14 protein-coding genes are annotated in these 17,352 nt (G+C 66.9%); 2 read left to right on the top strand and 12 right to left on the bottom strand.

Translation table 11 applies throughout. The annotated features are described in order from the left end of the window. Nucleotides 1-39: 39 nt before the first annotated feature. The 6 genes from ACGVWT_RS12770 to ACGVWT_RS12745 all read right to left on the bottom strand — a co-directional run bounded on the left by ACGVWT_RS12770 (nucleotide 40) and on the right by ACGVWT_RS12745 (nucleotide 9,457). Nucleotides 40-4,296 carry a translocation/assembly module TamB domain-containing protein gene (locus ACGVWT_RS12770; RefSeq protein ID WP_315462758.1) on the bottom strand — a complete coding sequence of 1,419 codons (4,257 nt, stop codon included), beginning with the start codon at nucleotides 4,294-4,296 and terminating at the stop codon, nucleotides 40-42. Beyond that, complete coding sequence (locus ACGVWT_RS12765; protein WP_315462806.1) at nucleotides 4,296-6,482, bottom strand: BamA/TamA family outer membrane protein; 2,187 nt, start codon at nucleotides 6,480-6,482, stop codon at nucleotides 4,296-4,298. The genes ACGVWT_RS12770 and ACGVWT_RS12765 overlap by 1 nt, the downstream gene beginning before the upstream one ends. A 156-nt stretch (nucleotides 6,483-6,638) precedes the next feature. Further along, complete coding sequence (locus ACGVWT_RS12760) at nucleotides 6,639-8,054, bottom strand: coniferyl aldehyde dehydrogenase (RefSeq protein ID WP_315462757.1); 1,416 nt, start codon at nucleotides 8,052-8,054, stop codon at nucleotides 6,639-6,641. Then, complete coding sequence (locus ACGVWT_RS12755; protein ID WP_315462756.1) at nucleotides 8,051-8,494, bottom strand: hypothetical protein; 444 nt, start codon at nucleotides 8,492-8,494, stop codon at nucleotides 8,051-8,053. Before ACGVWT_RS12755 ends, ACGVWT_RS12760 begins: the two co-directional genes overlap by 4 nt. After that, nucleotides 8,491-9,243, bottom strand: a complete 753-nt coding sequence (locus ACGVWT_RS12750) for an A24 family peptidase (RefSeq protein WP_315462755.1) — start codon at nucleotides 9,241-9,243, stop codon at nucleotides 8,491-8,493. Before ACGVWT_RS12750 ends, ACGVWT_RS12755 begins: the two co-directional genes overlap by 4 nt. 1 nt (nucleotide 9,244) lies before the next feature. After that, nucleotides 9,245-9,457, bottom strand: a complete 213-nt coding sequence (locus ACGVWT_RS12745) for a hypothetical protein (protein WP_315462754.1) — start codon at nucleotides 9,455-9,457, stop codon at nucleotides 9,245-9,247. A 151-nt stretch (nucleotides 9,458-9,608) separates the two neighbouring features. Here ACGVWT_RS12745 and ACGVWT_RS12740 point away from each other — a divergent pair, with 151 nt between their 5' ends. Further along, nucleotides 9,609-10,793, top strand: a complete 1,185-nt coding sequence (locus tag ACGVWT_RS12740) for an acetyl-CoA C-acyltransferase (RefSeq protein ID WP_315462753.1) — start codon at nucleotides 9,609-9,611, stop codon at nucleotides 10,791-10,793. 46 nt (nucleotides 10,794-10,839) lie between these two features. Here the strand turns inward: ACGVWT_RS12740 and ACGVWT_RS12735 are convergent, their stop codons facing one another. Both ACGVWT_RS12735 and ACGVWT_RS12730 read right to left on the bottom strand, forming a co-directional pair. Further along, nucleotides 10,840-11,424 carry a GNAT family N-acetyltransferase gene (locus ACGVWT_RS12735; protein ID WP_315462752.1) on the bottom strand — a complete coding sequence of 195 codons (585 nt, stop codon included), beginning with the start codon at nucleotides 11,422-11,424 and terminating at the stop codon, nucleotides 10,840-10,842. A gap of 4 nt (nucleotides 11,425-11,428) precedes the next feature. Then, entirely contained in the window at nucleotides 11,429-12,556 is a 1,128-nt protein-coding gene (locus tag ACGVWT_RS12730) for an ionic transporter y4hA (RefSeq protein WP_315462751.1), read from the bottom strand. Between the two features lie 219 nt (nucleotides 12,557-12,775). On the opposite strand from ACGVWT_RS12730, the gene ACGVWT_RS12725 reads away from it, so the two are divergent. Then, nucleotides 12,776-13,636 (top strand): manganese catalase family protein, encoded by an 861-nt coding sequence (locus tag ACGVWT_RS12725; protein WP_315462750.1) that lies wholly within the window; start codon nucleotides 12,776-12,778, stop codon nucleotides 13,634-13,636. Nucleotides 13,637-13,681: 45 nt separating this feature from the next. On the opposite strand, the gene ACGVWT_RS12720 is transcribed toward ACGVWT_RS12725, so the two are convergent. The 4 genes from ACGVWT_RS12720 to ACGVWT_RS12705 all read right to left on the bottom strand — a co-directional run bounded on the left by ACGVWT_RS12720 (nucleotide 13,682) and on the right by ACGVWT_RS12705 (nucleotide 17,343). Continuing rightward, nucleotides 13,682-14,329 carry a hypothetical protein gene (locus ACGVWT_RS12720; protein WP_315462749.1) on the bottom strand — a complete coding sequence of 216 codons (648 nt, stop codon included), beginning with the start codon at nucleotides 14,327-14,329 and terminating at the stop codon, nucleotides 13,682-13,684. Between the two features lie 74 nt (nucleotides 14,330-14,403). Continuing rightward, nucleotides 14,404-14,940 carry a hypothetical protein gene (locus ACGVWT_RS12715; protein WP_315462748.1) on the bottom strand — a complete coding sequence of 179 codons (537 nt, stop codon included), beginning with the start codon at nucleotides 14,938-14,940 and terminating at the stop codon, nucleotides 14,404-14,406. Nucleotides 14,941-15,269: 329 nt separating this feature from the next. Next, complete coding sequence (gene clpX / locus ACGVWT_RS12710; RefSeq protein ID WP_017978154.1) at nucleotides 15,270-16,541, bottom strand: ATP-dependent Clp protease ATP-binding subunit ClpX; 1,272 nt, start codon at nucleotides 16,539-16,541, stop codon at nucleotides 15,270-15,272. A 112-nt stretch (nucleotides 16,542-16,653) separates the two neighbouring features. After that, a complete protein-coding gene (locus ACGVWT_RS12705; RefSeq protein WP_116460714.1) occupies nucleotides 16,654-17,343 on the bottom strand; it encodes an ATP-dependent Clp protease proteolytic subunit in 690 nt (229 codons plus the stop codon). Between the last annotated feature and the right edge of the window lie 9 nt (nucleotides 17,344-17,352).

Below are 17,352 nucleotides of genomic sequence, written 5' to 3'. Positions count from 1 at the left end.
CCGTTGTTCGGATTTGCGGAGAGGCTACCTTAGGTCGCGTCAATAGTCTCGCGAATATTTCAGGCGGACGTCCGATCCGCCCTGCGAGCCCGTCGCGGTCAGCAGGCTAAGCGTGCGGGTCAGCGCGATCTCCAACTGCGTCGCGGTATAGCCGCGCGCATCGGTGACGATCTCCACATAGATGTTGTCGGTGATGTATTTGCCCGCCGCCAGGCTGGTGCCGCGCCCGGTCGCCTGATCGGCGCCGAGCACGCGCAGCCGGTCGAAGCCCGTCGCCGAACGCAGCTTGCCGAGCGGGTTGAGCCCGCCGCCCGAGCCACGCAGCGAATTGAGCGCACTCGCCAGCTGGATCGCCTCGGTCGCCGACAGATTTTCGGGGTTGGTGCCGAACAGCAGGCGGCTCAGCACCTCGTCCTGCGGCAAGGCGGGCGTCGAGGTGAAGGTGATCTGCGGACGCTGACCGGTGCCGGTGATCTGGATCACCGCGGTGATGCCGTTGACCGTGGTCGTCGCCTGGATGTTGATGTCGGGATCGCTCAGCGCGCCGCCGTTGAAGCGGATCGTGCCGCGATTGACCTCGAACCTCTTGCCCGCGAACGAATAGGTGCCGCGGACGAGATCAAGCCCACCGGTCACTACCGGCGCCGCCGACGTGCCGCCGACGTGCAGCTTCATCTGCCATTCGGATTCAAGGCCCATGCCCGACACGAACAGCTGGTTGGGCGCACTGACGTTGAGGTCGAGGCGGATCGTGCTGACCGGTGCCGGCGTCGGTCGGTCGGTGGGCCGCGGCGTGACGATCTGGCTCTTGCGCCGCACGCCCGTCAGTTCGGGCACTTCGGCCGCGCCCTGACGGATGATCTGGTAGCGCGCCTCTGGGATGGTGAGGTTGCCCTGCAACAGCCCGCCGTCACGACCATGCGTGAAGCGGATCGTGCCCGACGAGGTCGCCGCCACCGCATCGCTCTTCGCGAGCTGAGCATTGTCCAGCCGCGCGCGTACGTCGACCGGGAAGCCGGCATCCGCCGCCAGGCCGATCGTGCCCTGGGCCTGCACCGTGCCGCTGCCCGCCCGTGCGGTAAGGCCGGTGAGCTCGAGGCGATCGTTGTTGAAGCGGGCAGCGATCTTCATTTGCGACAGGCGCGTGCCGAAGGTCTCGTTATCGTAGGTGAGATTGTCGGCACGGATCAGGCCGTTGAGTTGCGGCGCCGAGACGCGACCGGAAAAGTCCGCGGCAACCGCGATCGGTCCGGAGAGCTGCTGGTTGGGCAGCGCGGCAAGGCTGAACAGCACCGCCGATGGACCGTTGTAGCGGATGCCGCCACCGAGCGGCGCCTGCATCAGCCGCGTCGTCCACGACCCGGCGCCGGGCGGCAGCGGCCGCAGCGTCGCGAGCAGGCGACCGATGGCCATCGGCCCCCGCTTCACGAGCGCGCGCATCTCGCCACCATCAGGCAGCAGCTTGCCGATGACCTGCACGTCGACCGGTTCGGACACGGCCGACAGGCCGGTGCGCTGGAAATTGGCGATCGTCAGGCGCGCGTCGGCCGCCGGGATCGCTTGCCCCTGCTGACGATAGTCGAGGCTGCCAGTGACGGCGCCCGATACGCCGAGGTTCGGCACGAACGCCGACAGGATCGACAGGTTGAGCGAGTCGAGCCGCGCCTGTGCCGCGGTGACGCCGCCGCCGAACGATCCCGCCAGGCGCGCCGCACCGGCATTGGTGCCCTGGCCGAAATCGATCCGCGTCGGGGCCAGCGTATAGACGCCACGCGCTGCGGTGATCCGTGCCGGCGTGCCGGTGCGGAACGGGATGCCGTTCGCCTGCCCCTGTGCCGCGACCAGATAGGCGTCGGGCGACAGGCGTGCGTTGATCGCCAGACGCAGCGGCACGCCGCTCGATCCGTTGAGCACCGCCTGCGCAGTGCCGCGACCGCCCGCATAGTTCACCTTGGCGCGCATCGCCTGGATGACGAAGGCATTGTAGCGCGTATCGCCCACCTGCACGTCGGCAACCACCTGCGGTGCCTTGGGGACCATCACGACGCTGGCGTTGACGATCGCGCGACCGATCGTGAAGTCGGATTGGCCGGGGATGGTGGCGTTGAACGCGCGCGCGGCGACATCGGCGCGCTGATAGCCGCCCTGATCGGCCAGACGCACATTGCCGGTGATGCCGCGTCCCGCGAACTGCAGCGCGCCAGCGAATGGGCCCGCCGGGGTGGCGGCGATCCGGCCCTGTCCGACGATCCCGGCAAAGACGAGGCGGTTGACGTCCACCGTCAGCCGCGGGCTGGGCCGCACGAGCACATCGGCGGTAAAGGGGCCATAATCGGTGCCGCCCTTCGCGGTGACGGCATAGGCGCCGCCCCGCCCGACGATCCGCGCATCGACATTCACCAATCCGACGCCCAGCCCCGGCCGCGCCGCGTGCAATACGACGATGGGGGCGTCAGCTGTGCCGGTGACGCGCGCCGTGACGGGGCCATATTGCGCCGAATAGGCATCGGCATTGACTGCGACGGCCCCCGTACCAGGATCGAACCGTCCCTCACCGCGCGTGATGCGGAACTGTGGCGCATTCATCCGCAAGTTGCGGAAGGTGACGATGCCTTCGGGGCTATAGCCGATATCGCTGCGGACGATCGCATTGCCGCCCAGGAAATCACGCACGCCGCTGTTGAACAGCTGTTTGGTCTGCGCGACGACGCGGCCGGTGATGCCGAACCCGCCGCGCGCACCGGGCACAAGGCGTGCGTCGGTGGTCAGGTCGATGATGCCGATGCTCTCGACGCGGTAATTGTTGACCCGCCCCTTCAGCGCGCCGGTGTAGCGGCCCGTCTGCACGTTCGCGACGACCACTGCGGTCGCGTCGATATTGTCGGAGCGGATGCGCAGATTGTCCGACAGGATATTGGGCATCGAAATGGCGAAATCGCCATTGATCCGCACGTTGTTCGTCAGGCCACCCACGGCCGCATTCAGACCGGTGACGCGGCGCGCGCGCGCATTCACGGGCACCAGAATGCGATCAGCATTCACCCGCGCCAGCCCCTCGGCATAGACGGTCTCGACCGTCGTCGTGCCGAAGCCCAGCGCTGCCGCGCTGACCTTGTAATCCACCGTCGGCGTCGCGAAGGCACCGTCCAGCACCAGCCGCGCCATCACGTCACGGCCGCGCAGGTTGGGCGCGATCGCGCCGGGTGTCAGCAGCCGCGCGTTGACCGCAAAATTGCCGAAGCGGCTATTGGCCAGATCGAGCAGGCCGCCAGCATCCACCGCCAGCGCGTCGGACTTCAGCGTCATCCGCGTATCCGCCTTGCGGTCGTTCAGCGTCGTGTCGATCGCCAGGTCTAGCCGGGGCGCGGTCAGCCGCTCGACCGGACCTGTCAGGTACAGGCCCGGGGTGGCAAAGCCGCGCAGCTCGATATGACCATTCTTGGCGGTGATGCCGACGTTGGCGAGTTGCCCCTGCCCCAACGTCGCCAGCGCGCGGCCTTGCCACGCCTGCCAGCTCCCGCGCCCGTCGACACTTGCGGTCAGCGGCGCCTTGAGCGACGTCATCGTGGCCACCACGCCGCCGACCGGCGCCGACAGCTTGGCGTTCACGTCGAGCATGTTGCGATCGGGGACCGCATTCAGCGTCAACCGCAGTCGGTCGCCACCGGCGATGCCCGGCCCGCGCAACGCCGCGGCATCCGCAACCAGCTGCGCGCGACGATCGGCGATATGCACGGCGCCATCGATACGCAGCACATGCGTCTCGCCCGTCACCGGCTTTGCCAGCACCAGCCGACCGATGTGCAGCCGGTTCACGTCGATATCGAGGTCGGGCAGCAGCGGTGCGTTCGGATCGCTCGGCGTCGCCTTCAGCTCCGGCCGGCGCGCGAGCGTGACGAGATCGGTCGACAGCCCCCGTACATCGACATGGTTGCTGGCGAAGGCGAACGGCCGCCAGTCGACGTCGAGCCGCGGGCTTGTAAGGAATACGCCCTTGGGATCGGCGACGCGTACGTCGCTCAGCACCATCTTGCCGTAGAGCGACCCGTCGATCCGCCCGACCTTGATGTTGAGGCCCGACGCCGTCGTATAACCGCCGATGCGGTTGGCGACGAAGCGGCGGCCGGGATCGGTATTGATCCCCAGCACCACGACGCCGACCAGCACGACGAGCGCGAGGATCGCGACCAGCAGCCACTTCAGGATGCGCTGCCACAGCGGGCGCTGCGCAGGCGCGATCACGGCGGGTTCGGCGACGGCAGGTTCGGTGGCAGGCACGGGCGTGTCGTCGCTCATCAGTATGCCTGCCCGATCGAGATGTAGAGCGCGACGCGGCCATCGCCCGGTCGCCGGTTGAGCGGCGTTGCGACGTCGATGCGCATCGGCCCGAAATTGGTGTAGAAGCGGCCGCCGATACCCGCGCCGAACTTCAGGTCGGTGCCCTTCGGCAGGCTCGATTCATAGCTGTTACCGGCGTCGAGGAACGGCACGATCCCGAAATTGCCGAAGCGATAGCGCGCCTCGATCGAAAATTCGTTGAGCGAACGTCCGCCGACCGGATTGCCCTGCGGATCGAGTGGCCCGAGCCGTTGGTATCCATAGCCGCGCACCGACCCGCCGCCGCCGCCATAATAGCGGCGCGATGGCGCCAGCGCATCGCGATCGATGCCCTGGATCGATCCTGCCTTCGCGCGCCCGGCGATCACCAGGCTGTTCGACACGGGATAATAGAAGGTCCCCTCGATCATCGTGCGGACGTACGGGCGCACGCCGTCGCTCACTGCACCTTCGGGGCTGAGGTTCAGGCGCAGGCGATAGCCGCGGGTCGGATTGAGCAGGCTGTTCGACGTGTCCCATTCGACCTGCGCCGGCAGCGCGAAGATGCCATAGTTGCGCCGCACCCGGTCACCGCGGGCGAAGTCGAAGACGCTCTCGTTGGTCGCGACCAGCTCGCCGCCGTAATAATAGGTGAAGCGCTTCTGCCAGATCGGTGTCGACACATAGCTCCAGCGGCCGGAGATGGTCGCGGTATAGGCCTCGAACGCGTCGTAATTATTGTGGTTGGCGCTGGCGAAGGCAAGGAAAGTCTTGTCGCGCTTGCCCGCATTCGAGCGACGGAAGGTCGCCGACAGACCCTGTTCCTGTGTACCGGCGACGATCGTCCCGATCACTGCGCCCTCGGGCGGGAACAGGTTGCGGTGGGTCCAGCTGCCCTCGGCTTTGAAGCCCTGCCCTGTCGAATAGCCCGCGCTGCCCGCCAGGCTACGTGCCGGCCCTTCGGTCTGCCGGACGAGCAGGTCGACCGCCTCGGTGCCGTCGGCGTTGACGCGCCCGGTCTTTTCCGGCTGCACCGACAGGCTGGAAAACAGCCCCGTCGCGACCAACGCGTCGCGCAGATCGTCGGTCTTGCGGCTGTCGTACAGGTCGCCGCTCTTGAAGCGCGGGAAGACGTTGAGGTGGTCGAGACCGAACACCGGATCCCCGGTGGTCACCAACTGCCCGAAGCGCGCGCGCGGGCCGGTATCGACCGGCAGCGTATAGGCGCCGGTCGCCTTGTCCGACTGATCATCGAGCAGGATGTCGCGGTCGCCGACCTTGACGAAGGGGTAGCCCTGCTGCGGCAGGACGAGGCTGACGTTCGCCTCCGCCGCCTGGATGCGCGCAGCCTCGATCGGATCGCCGACCTTCAGCGGTAAATTGTGCGTGATGAGGTCGGCCGGGATGACCGGCTGGGCTTCGACCTTGATTGACGACAGGCGATACAGCCGCCCCGGGGTGGCCGTGACGGTCGCGCGCAAGCGGCCGGAAGGCTTGCCGTCCGTGCCGGGCTCCGCCTCGATCAGCGAAATCGCGGTGCCGTCATAATAGCCGAGCGACTTCATCAGTCGCACCGCCAGCCCCTCGTCCTCGCGCGCCCGGGCTGCGACCTGTGTCGCATTCGCCGCCTTGCCCTTGCCTTCCTGCAAGGCGGACAACGACTTGAATTCGTCCTCCAGCCCCAGTTTCTGCAAGCCGGTCAGCACCGTGTCGTATCGGATTTCGGGTGCGTTCGCACTCTTGACGTCGGCAGCGGTTTGCAGCGGCGTCGTATCGAATTGCGTCAGCGGGATCAGCGGCTGCGCCAGTTCGGGATTTTCCGCCGCGGCAGGGGGCAGCGTCGTATCGGCTTGACCGGCGCCCGCCTGCCCGACGGGCTGAACCTGTACCGATCCAGACGTCTTGGCGGCATCCTTCGGCATGGGTTCCAGCGGCGCGTTGATGTCGCCGCTCAGCGTCGGCAAGGCGGCGTCGAACGCCGAATCGGGAATGATCGGCCCGGTATCCACCGCAGGATCGTCTGCGGTCGTCGGGATCGCCTGATCCTTGGCCTTTGGCGCGTCAGGCCCCCGAGCGGGCGCCGTGCCCTGCTGCTGATTGAACTGTGCGGATGCGGGCGTCGCGGCGAGCAGCGCGACGGCCAGCCAATAATGTCGTCCGGTCAGTACTCGCACGCGCTAACGCCCCCCTTTTCGAGAGCGTTCGCGTTCGAATGCACCCCCAAGGTCTTGGACAACGCCGAAAGCCGATTTTGGTTGCCCGGCCCGTCGCTGTTTCCGGCAGCGAACCAGACTTATCTCGACAGGCCGCCGGTAACGACGTCAGACCTGCATCTGCCGCTTGAGCGCGGCGGGGATCGCCTTGCCATACGGCGGCTTGATCCCGGCGAGCTTGGCGACGTCGATCCGCGGCTGCCGCAACACCGCCTTGGCGTGGCTGAAGGTGCGGAAACCGTGGATGCCGTGGTAGCTGCCCATGCCCGACGGGCCGACACCGCCGAACGGCAGATCCTCCATCGACACGTGAAAGACCACGTCGTTCAGCGTCACGCCGCCCGAGATCGTCCGGTCTAGCACGTGCCGCTGTTCGGCGGCGTCCCCGCCGAAATGATACAGACCCAGCGGCCGTCCCCCACGATTGATCCGGTCGATCGCGGCGTCGATCCCGTCGTACCGGACAATCGGCAGCACCGGGCCGAAAATCTCCTCCTGCATCAGGATCATGTCGTCGGTGACGTCCCGAACGATATGCAGCGGCATCTTACGCCCGTTGGCGGCCGCGATGGCCTCGTTCGCCGGATTGACCACTTCGACCCGCGCACCCTTGGCGCGGGCATCCTCGATCCAGTCGGTCAGGCGCTGGTGATGCCGGTCGTTGATGATGGCGGTATAGTCGGGATTGTCGAGCAGGGTCGGATAGAGCGTACCCGCGGCGCGGGTCAGGCCGTCGACGACCGCCTGCTCCTGTGCCTCCGGTACCAGCACATAATCGGGCGCGAGGCAGATTTGCCCTGCGTTCAGCATCTTGCCCATCGCGATCCGCTCGGTGGCGCGGGGCAGGTCGGCGCCCTTGCCGATGATCGCCGGGCTCTTGCCGCCCAGTTCCAGCGTCACCGGCGTCAGATTGTCGGCAGCGGCATGCAGGATGTGGCGGCCGATCCCCGTCGCGCCGGTGAACAGCAGGTGATCGAACGGCAGCGCGGCGAAGGCCCGGCCGACATCGGCGTCACCGCTGACGAACGCCAGCTCGTCGGTCGCGAAATAGTGCGGCGCCACCTCTTCGAACAACGCCCCGGTTGCGGGTGTGAACTCGCTGGTCTTCACCATCACCCGATTGCCCGCGGCAAAGGCACCCGCGATCGGTCCCATCACCAGATTGACCGGGAAATTCCATGGCGCGATGACGCCGACCACGCCCTTGGGCTGATATTCGATCCAGCCCCGCGCGCCCAACAGGCCCAGCGGGAATTCCAGCTTGCGCTTTTCGCGGCGCATCCAGCGATCGACGTGCTTCAGCGCATTGGCGATCGGCGCGATCGAGCCGGCGATGTCGGTGACCATCGACTGGTAGGGGCTGCGATGGCCGAAATCCTCGCTCATCGCCGAGCAGAATTGGTCGCCATGGTCGCGGATCATCGCGGCCGCACGGCGCAGGCGGTCCTTGCGGGTTGCGGCATCGACCGGCAGCTCCGCGGTAAAGGCGCTGCGCTGCGCCGCGAGGATGTCCGTCAGCGTCATGCCGCGCATCCGATCAGGCCTGCGACCGGCACCACGACGCCGTCGGCGCCGGGGCGATCGATCTGCAACGCACCGCTCGGCACGCGCGCGCCCGCGGTCAGCCCCTCCTGCTGTACCACGTCCATCGTCAGCCGCGCGCTCATGCCCTCGCCCCGATATTCGGTGCTCGCCGCAAACCCCAGCGGCGCCGTACCGCTGACCGCGCTGCGTGCCAGATCCAGCGTCTTGCCCCCCACCGACACCCGCAGCGTCGCACGGTCCACGCTCGCCATGGCGACCAGTTGGCGATCGGCGGTGCTCCACAGATAGGCCGCGCAGCCCTTGGCCGGCAGCGCCTGCTGGCCGATCGGCCCCAACAATGGCGACGCCGTTGAAACGACGGGCGGAACGGCCGGCGCGGCCGCCTGTAGTGCGAGGGCAAGCAACGATGCGATCATCATGCCGCAAATGCTATCATGGCGAGCCACGCTGCGTAAGCCGCGATAGCGAGCAGAGCGCCGAACGGCAGCGGCATATCCGCCGTGACCTTCGCGCCTCTTGCGCGGGCAAATAGTGCGACACCCAGGCCGATCAGGCTCGCGATCACCAGCACCGCCGGCAACATGCGCCAGCCAAGCCACAGGCCGATCGCGCCCATCAGCTTCGGATCGCCGCCGCCCATCCCGTCGCGTCCCCGCCAGCGGCGATAGCCCCAGGCGATCGCGACAAGCGAACCATAGCCGGCAATGCCGCCGATCAGCCGATCGTCCAGCGCCGGCGCAACGCCCGCCAAACCAGCGGCAAGACCCGTTAGGGCGAGCAGACCGGTCAGCCGATCGGGCAACCAGAAGGCGCGCACGTCGAGCGCCGCGAGCGCCAGCAGCAACCAGCCGAACACCGCGCCGGCCACGCCGTCCCACCCCGGCGCTGAGAACCCCGCCAGCACGCCGATCGCCACTCCCGCCAGCTCCACGCCCGGATGCCAGGGATCGATCCGCGCCCCGCACCGCCGGCAGCGGCCCCGCTGCAGGACATAGCTCATCACCGGTATTAGCTCGCGCGGGGTCAGCGTCGCCCCGCAGGAGTCGCATGCGGATCGCCCCCGCATCACCGAGCGCCCCTCCGGCCAGCGGATCGCGAGCGCCGCGATGAAACTGCCCAGGATCGCGCCGAGAATACCCAGCCCCAGTGGCCAAAGGGCCGCAGTCACGTCACTCCTCCGCGGGCTCCGGACTGCGAATGAGGTAGCGGTAGACCCCGAGCAGATCGATGCCGAGCAGCACGACATTCTGCGATCCCAGCGCCCAGTCGCGCATCAGCACCGCACCGGTGATCCACGCGATCGCCGACAGGCAGAACAGCGCCATCGCCCAGCCGGTGTCGCGCCGCCCCCAGTCGAGGGCCACGACGGCCGCAGCGATCATCCCGCTGATCGACGCAAACCACCGTAAAGGCTCGATAAATTCTTCCACCCCGCCACAAAGCGCCGGGCGGTGTTTGTATCCGTGCGGCGATCATTGCCCCTGGTCTTCCCACCCTCTAGATCACCTGCCAAGTAGAAATGCAGGAGAGCCTATGTCCACCGATCCCGTCGTCATCCTCGGCTACGCCCGTACGCCGATGGGTTCGTTCCAGGGCGCGCTGTCGGGTGCCACCGCCACGGAGCTGGGCGCGGCCGCGGTAAAGGCCGCCGTCGAGCGCGCAGGCGCATCGCCCGAGGCGATCGAGCGCATCTATATGGGTTGCGTCCTGCCCGCCGGCCTCGGCCAGGCTCCCGCACGACAGGCGGCGATCGGCGCGGGCCTCGGCACGCATGTCGAAGCGACGACGGTCAACAAGATGTGCGGTTCGGGTATGCAGACCGCGATCATGGGCGCCGAAGCGCTGGCCGCCGGATCGGTCGACATGCTCGTCGCGGGTGGCATGGAGAGCATGACCAACGCTCCCTATCTGTCCAAGGCCCATCGCAACGGCGCGCGCATCGGCCATGATCGCCTGCTCGATCACATGTATCTCGACGGCCTTGAGGACGCGTACGAACCCGGCAAGCTGATGGGCAATTTCGCCGAAGATACCGCGGCCAATTATCAGTTCACGCGTGCCGCCATGGACGATTATGCGATCCGCTCGCTCACCCGCGCGCAGGCGGCGCAGACCTCTGGCGCGTTCGATCGCGAGATCGTCCCCGTCGAGGTGAAGGGGCGCAAGGGCTCGACCACCGTCGCGCTCGACGAACAGCCCGCCAAGGGCGACATCGCCAAGATCCCGACGTTGAAGCCCGCCTTTTCGCGCGACGGCACGATCACTGCGGCCAACGCCTCGTCGATCTCGGACGGCGCCGCCGCGCTGGTGCTGACCCGCGCCAGCGTCGCCGAGCGACTGGGGCTGAACCCGATCGCGCGCATCGTCTCCCATGCCGCGCACGCGCATGCGCCTGCCCTGTTCACCACCGCCCCCGTCTTCGCGATGCGCAAGGCGATGGAGCGCGCCGGCTGGGGCCGCGACGACATCGACCTGTTCGAGGTGAACGAGGCGTTCGCCGCCGTCTCGATGATCGCGATCCACGATCTCGGCATCGACCCCGAGCGGCTCAACATCCATGGCGGCGCCTGCGCGCTGGGCCACCCGATCGGCGCGAGCGGCGCGCGCATTCTCGCGACATTGCTGTCGGCGCTGGAGACGACGGGCCAAAAGCGCGGCCTCGCATCGCTGTGCATCGGCGGTGGCGAAGCGACGGCGATGGCGGTGGAGCTGCTGTAACGGCAAAGGTCTCGGGCGGGGCAAGCCAGACGCTTGCTCCGCCCCGTCACCGCCGATCGGCAGGCCGCAGCATCGACCAGAAGCGCGGACCGTTGCGTCCGACCCGCCATTCGTCGGTCACCGCAAACCCCACAGTGGCGTAGAAGCCCAGATTCCGTTCGGTCGCGGTTTCCAGATAGCAGGGCGTTCGCCCCGCCGCCCGCTCCAACCCGGCCAGCAGCGCGCGTCGACCAAAGCCCCTGCCCTGCGCCGCGGGATCGCATCCGGCGATGTGCAGATACCAGAAGTCGCCCTGCGGCATATGCGCCTCCACTGCACCGCTGACCTGCAGCGCGCGCGGGATGGCCGTCCCCAGGGCGCCCGCGAATGGTATCAGGTGGCGGACGATTTCGCCCCACCCCATGGCGGCCCGCCCCGGCCCGCGCCACAGCGTCGCCGCCTCGCCACCCTCGCTCACCAGACGCATCCCAGCGGTACCGTCGCTGTCGTACAGCAGCTTGAACAGCCGCGGCAGCTGCCGCGCCCGCGTCGCCGGATCGGGGAAGATATATCCGAACGCCGGATCGTCCTGAAAGGCGCGCGCCAGCATGCCGGCAACCGCATTCCCATCGCGTCCCGTCGCAAGCCGCATGACGTCAGGGCACCACCGTCGTGAACAGATAGGCGGCGAAGATGACGAGGTGGACGACCCCCTGCAAGATCGTCGTCCGCCCTGTCCCCAGCGAGATCGTCGTCACGAACAGCGACAGCGCCAGCAGCGTCATCGCTTTGGCGCCGATGCCGAGCGCCAGCGGCAATCCCAACACCAAGCTGACGATCGCGACCGCCGGAATGGTCAGGCCGATCGTCGCCAGCGCCGATCCCAGCGCGAGATTCAGGCTGGTCTGCAACCGGTCGCGCCGCGCCGCATTGAACGCCGCGAGGCTCTCGGGCGCCAACACCAGTCCCGCAATCATCACGCCGACCACGGCGAGCGGCAGCCCCGCTGCGAGCACCGCCTGCTCGATCTTCGCCGACAGCCCCTTGGCGAGCAACACGACAACCACCAGCGCGACGAGCAGGACGCCGAACGCCGCCCATGCGGTCTTGTCGCCGGGCGGCGCGACATGCGCCTCCGGCTCGATATCCCCGGCGGGCAGGAAATAGTCGCGGTGCCGCACCGTCTGCACCAACACGAACGTGCCGTAGAGGACGAGGCTGACCACCGCGACGAAGATCAGCTGCGACGGCGCATAGGTCGGCCCCGCCGCACTGGTGGTGTAATTGGGCAGGATCAGCGAGAGGACGGTCAGCGCAGCGAGCGTCGCCAGCGCGGCGCTGATCCCGCGCAGCGTAAAGCGTTGCTCGCCGTGCATCACCCCGCCGGTCAGCAGGCACAGCCCGATGATGAAGGTCAGGATGATCATGATCGCGGCGAACACCGTGTCGCGCGCCAGCGCCGAAACGTCGCCCGATCCCGACACCATCAGCGATACGATCAGCGATACCTCGATCACCGTCACCGCGACCGCCAGCACCAACGTGCCGAAGGGCTCGCCGACGCGATGCGCGACGACTTCGGCCTGATGCACCGCAGACACGACCGCCCCGATCAGGGTTACCGCCGCGGCGATCAGCCCGATTGTCCCCATGGCATAGAGCGATACGAGTACCGCCGGCACGCCCGCGATCGGAAACGCCAGCGACCACAGGGGCAATCCCAGCCACCCCTTGGCACCCTGCGGCACCGTGCTGTCGTTCGTTGCCCCTGCCACGTCTGTCATCGCCTCCCGGTTCGTTACGCAAAGCCAATGCTCCAGCGTCGGGAAAGCTCCCCATGACGAGCGCCTCGTCCGGATCGGCCCGGTCGACAACCAATCTAAGTTATTACGATTATTGGCCTTTGTTATCCGTGCGCAATAAACCTCGGGCGCGCCCGACGGTTGGCATGGTGTCGGCACATCGCCGGCGATCGTATTCCACCGTCAGCGGAGACGCCCGCCATGTATTACCACGACAAGCGCCTGCAATATCCCGTCACCGTCGATGCGCCCGATCCCCAGTTCGCGCGTATGCTGCAACAGGCGATCGGCGGCGTGGAGGGCGAGATCCGCGTCTGCATGCAATATTTCTTCCAGGCCTGGGGCAACCGCTCGCCCGACCCGCGCTATCGCGACATGCTGCTCAACACGGCGACGGAAGAGATCGGCCATATCGAGATGCTGGCCACCGCCGTCGCCCTCAACCTCGACAAGGCGCCTGCCTCGCTACAGGAGGAAGGCGCCGCGGACGGTATCGTCGGCGCCGTGATGGGGGGCGAACGCCCGCGCCACGTCATCGAAGGCATGATCCACAAGAATCTGCTGTCGAGCGGCCTTGCCGCGATGCCGATCGATTCCGACGGCGTGCCGTTCGACATGAGTCATATCTATGCCAGCGGCAACATCGCCGCCGACATGTTCGCCAATGTCGCCGCCGAGAGCACGGGCCGCGTGCTTGCCGTACGCCTCTTCAACGCCGCGCACGACGAAGGCATGAAGAAGATGCTCCATTACATGATCGCGCGCGACACGATGCATCAGAACCAGTGGATGGCTGTGGTCGAAGAGCTCGGCGGCGTGACCGCGCAGATGCCCATCCCCAACAGCTTCCCGCAGGCGCAGGAGGACCAGCAGAACAACTACAATTACTACGTCACGTCGCTCGACGGCGCCGTGCCGGAAGGGCGCTGGACCAGTGGCCCGTCCGTCGACGGCAAGGGCGAATTCACCGTCTTCCGCAACGAACCCCTGGGCGAAGAACCCCGCCTCGGCCCCGCCCGCCCCGACAGCGGGGCACAGACCGACCAGATCGGCAAAGCCTGACACCCAGAACACGACCGGCGGCGACGACACGCCGCCGGGGACGTCTCAACGGGCCTGCGCCGCCCGCTCTTGCGCCGGCCGGTCGAACGCCTGATCTCGATAGCGTCCGTCCCGTTCTACCCAGTGCAGAAACAGATGTGCCGACCAACTGTTCGGATTGGGGTCGAGCCGACCATGGCGATGGTGCGTGCCTTGGTACAGAACCCCGTCCCCCGGCTGCATAGCCACTGATCCATAGGATTGGTCGCCGAAGTTGTCGGCGACGATGGGTTGCGGCACCTCTGTCCGTTCGGTCGCAACGGACAATGCCCAAGGGCGGTCGTCCCCATAGGCGATAGTGAGCGACAGGCTGTGCTCGCAGGCCTGACGATCGGAATGGATGCGGCACACGTCGCCCTGCTGATAGGCTCGGAAGTAGGCGTAGGTCGGCAGCAATGGCCGGCCTACCACCTCCGCAACGCGCGGGGTCAGTCCCCACAGGAACGTCAGCATCGGCGTATATTGGAATGCATAGACCTCAATCGCCGGCTGGCGGAGCAAGGGCCCGCGAGCGCTAAAGCTTTGCAGGGGGCGTCCGGCAGCCTGAAGATCGCCCTGCATCATACGGTAAAAGGCGAGCAGCACCTCTGGCGGAAAAAGGGCAGGTAAAGCGACATAGCCGTCGCTCTGATAGGTGGCCGAGAAGGAGGACATGTCATTGCTCGCAAGGGTTTAAACGATCCTATGCGAGTTTGCGGCCCATCACCAGCGGCGACGGTACGTCATGTTTACTTTCCTATAACGATCAGAAGCGCTGGGAACAGGTTCTGGAGGATATGTACCAGGGCGACGATGCCCATTGCGCGCCAGGCGCCGTGGGGACGCCAGGTGACGTAGAGGGTCGAGAAGATCAGGAACGGCCACCAGATCACCACGCCCCACCAGGGCGAGGACAGGCTGTGCGCGATGCCCCATAGCAAGGCGCTGGCGACGACGGCGTGCCACGGCCGCAGGAAGCGGAGCAGCAGGCTGAGGACGCCCGCCATGATCAGCGTCTCCACCACTGGGCTGAATAGCGCGATCAGGAACAGCTTGGTGGCCCCCGAGACGTCGCCGAAGTCGGGACCGCTATTGTCGGGCGCGATACGGGCGACGATCCAGCCGATCAGCGTGCTGCCCGCGATCGTCAGGAGCCAGCCGACCAGGATCGCCAGCCACGGCCGTTCGTCGCGGAACAGCACGCGCGGCAGGATGGCGAGCGGCCCCGCACCGCCGCGCCAGCCGGGGCTCTGGGCCGGTGCCGTCTCGATCCGGGTTCCTACCACGCATTGCTCCTGTGTCGTCGGCGCCGGTTATGGCGGACAGGGCGTTAACGACGGGTGTGGGCGGCGGGTCCTTGGGGGGCGCGGCGGGTCCTTTGGGATGCGCGACATATCCATCCCACCTCGTCACCCCGGACTGGTTCCGGGGTCCCCGAGCCGCAAAGGTGCCAAGAGAGCCTCTGGCCTTCCCCTCGCCGCGGGTGGCCCCAGGACCAAGTCCGGGGTGACGCCGTGGGGAGGCAGACCTTGCCCGACACACGCCACCGCTCACAATCCCAAACTAGAAAGGGCGCCGCTCGCGCGACGCCCCTTCCCTTACCGTATCAAAAATCTCACGCCGCCGCGCCGGCGCCGTCCTTCTTCTTTTCGGCATAGACGCGGATCGGTTCCTTGCGGCCCTCGATCACGTCCTTGTCGATCATCACCTCGTCGACGCCGTCCATGCCGGGCAGGTCGAACATCGTGTCGAGCAATATGCCCTCCAGTATCGACCGCAGGCCGCGAGCGCCGGTCTTGCGCTCGATGCCCTTCTTGGCGACCGCGACCAGCGCGTCGTCGGTGAAGCCCAGCTCCACCTGCTCCATCTCGAACAGCTTCTGGTATTGCTTGACCAGCGCGTTCTTCGGCTCCTTCAGGATCTTGACCAGAGCCTCGACGTCGAGGTCCTCCAGCGTCGCGATCACCGGCAGACGGCCAACGAATTCGGGGATCAGGCCGAACTTGAGCAGATCTTCCGGCTCGGTCTGGCGCAGATACTCGCCGGTCCGCTTCTCCTCCGGCGCCGCGACATAGGCGCCGAAGCCGATCGACTTGCCCTGCAAGCGGTCGCCGATGATCTTTTCGAGACCACTGAACGCGCCGCCGCAGATGAACAGGATGTTCGTCGTGTCGACCTGCAGGAACTCCTGTTGCGGATGCTTGCGGCCACCCTGCGGCGGGACGCTCGCGGTGGTGCCTTCCATCAGCTTCAGCAACGCCTGCTGGACGCCCTCACCCGACACGTCGCGCGTGATCGACGGGTTCTCCGCCTTGCGGCTGATCTTGTCGATCTCGTCGATATAGACGATGCCGCGCTGCGCCCGCTCGACGTTGTAATCGGACGCCTGCAGCAGCTTCAGGATGATGTTCTCGACGTCCTCACCGACGTAGCCCGCTTCGGTCAGCGTCGTCGCGTCGGCCATGGTGAAGGGCACGTCGAGGATGCGCGCGAGCGTCTGCGCGAGCAGCGTCTTGCCGCAGCCGGTCGGGCCAACGAGCAGGATGTTCGACTTGGCGAGCTCGACGTCGGCGCCCTTCGCGCCGTGGTTCAGGCGCTTGTAGTGGTTGTGGACCGCCACCGACAGGACGCGCTTCGCCTGCTTCTGGCCGATGACGTAATCGTCCAGGACGTTGCAGATTTCCTGAGGCGTGGGGACGCCGCCGTCCTTCTTGCTGACGAGTGCCGACTTCGTCTCTTCACGGATGATGTCGTTGCACAGCTCGACGCACTCGTCGCAGATGAACACGGTCGGTCCCGCGATGAGCTTGCGCACCTCGTGCTGCGACTTGCCGCAGAACGAGCAATAGAGGGTGCTCTTCGAGTCGCCACCGCTCAATTTCGTCATTCACACTTCCTTGTCGCGGGGGCTTCCCCGCTGGTGAGGCCGGTCATGGTAGACCGGCCGGTACGCATATCACAACGTCGAAAAGTCACTAAAGTCACGCCCAGGCGTGTTCTCAGGCCGCTTGGGCGACGTCTTCGGCCGGGGTCGGACGCTTGTCGAACACCTCGTCGACCAGGCCGAAATCCTTGGCTTCATTGGCTTCCAGGAACGTGTCGCGGTCCATGCGACGCTCGATCTCCTCGAGCGGCTGGCCGGTGTACTGCGCATACAGGTCGTTCATCCGCTTGCGGATGCGCAGGATTTCCTTGGCCTGGATTTCGATATCGCTGGCCATGCCCTGCGCGCCGCCCGACGGCTGGTGGATCATGATCCGCGCGTTGGTGAGCGCGACACGCATGCCGGGTTCGCCGCTGGCGAGGAGGAAGCTGCCCATCGACGCCGCCTGACCGATGCACACCGTGCCGACGCGCGGACGAATGTACTGCATCGTGTCGTGGATCGCCATGCCCGCCGTGACGACACCGCCCGGCGAGTTGATGTACATGAAGATGTCCTTCTTCGGGTTCTCGGACTCGAGGAAGAGCAGCTGCGCGGTGATCAGGCTGGCCATGCCATCCTCCACCCCGCCGGTGACGAAAATGATCCGCTCGCGGAGCAGGCGGCTGAAGATGTCGAACGAGCGTTCGCCGCGGTTCGACTGTTCGATGACGATCGGCACGAGGCCCGCCTGGGTCTGCTGCAAGCCAAGGCCTGCGCGCCCCAGATGGTTCGCGAAATCGCCGGTCTCGAACGGATTGTGCATGAAAGTCTC

This window comes from Sphingomonas sp. S6 (genome assembly GCF_043498045.1).
GTDB lineage: Bacteria > Pseudomonadota > Alphaproteobacteria > Sphingomonadales > Sphingomonadaceae > Sphingomonas.
Note: the sequence above shows the minus strand (reverse complement) of the source record. Positions and strands in the feature narration are given on the sequence as shown.

Excerpts from the sequence above, each read along its gene's own strand:
- ACGVWT_RS12755 (WP_315462756.1), bottom strand. The coding sequence starts at position 8,494 with ATGATGATCGCATCGTTGCTTGCCCTCGCACTACAGGCGGCCGCGCCG.
- ACGVWT_RS12705 (WP_116460714.1), bottom strand. The coding sequence starts at position 17,343 with ATGCACAATCCGTTCGAGACCGGCGATTTCGCGAACCATCTGGGGCGC.
- ACGVWT_RS12720 (WP_315462749.1), bottom strand. The coding sequence starts at position 14,329 with ATGTCCTCCTTCTCGGCCACCTATCAGAGCGACGGCTATGTCGCTTTA.
- ACGVWT_RS12725 (WP_315462750.1), top strand. The coding sequence starts at position 12,776 with ATGTATTACCACGACAAGCGCCTGCAATATCCCGTCACCGTCGATGCG.
- clpX (WP_017978154.1), bottom strand. The coding sequence starts at position 16,541 with ATGACGAAATTGAGCGGTGGCGACTCGAAGAGCACCCTCTATTGCTCG.
- ACGVWT_RS12760 (WP_315462757.1), bottom strand. The coding sequence starts at position 8,054 with ATGACGCTGACGGACATCCTCGCGGCGCAGCGCAGCGCCTTTACCGCG.
- ACGVWT_RS12745 (WP_315462754.1), bottom strand. The coding sequence starts at position 9,457 with ATGATCGCTGCGGCCGTCGTGGCCCTCGACTGGGGGCGGCGCGACACC.
- ACGVWT_RS12770 (WP_315462758.1), bottom strand. The coding sequence starts at position 4,296 with ATGAGCGACGACACGCCCGTGCCTGCCACCGAACCTGCCGTCGCCGAA.
- ACGVWT_RS12730 (WP_315462751.1), bottom strand. The coding sequence starts at position 12,556 with ATGACAGACGTGGCAGGGGCAACGAACGACAGCACGGTGCCGCAGGGT.
- ACGVWT_RS12740 (WP_315462753.1), top strand. The coding sequence starts at position 9,609 with ATGTCCACCGATCCCGTCGTCATCCTCGGCTACGCCCGTACGCCGATG.
- ACGVWT_RS12735 (WP_315462752.1), bottom strand. The coding sequence starts at position 11,424 with ATGCGGCTTGCGACGGGACGCGATGGGAATGCGGTTGCCGGCATGCTG.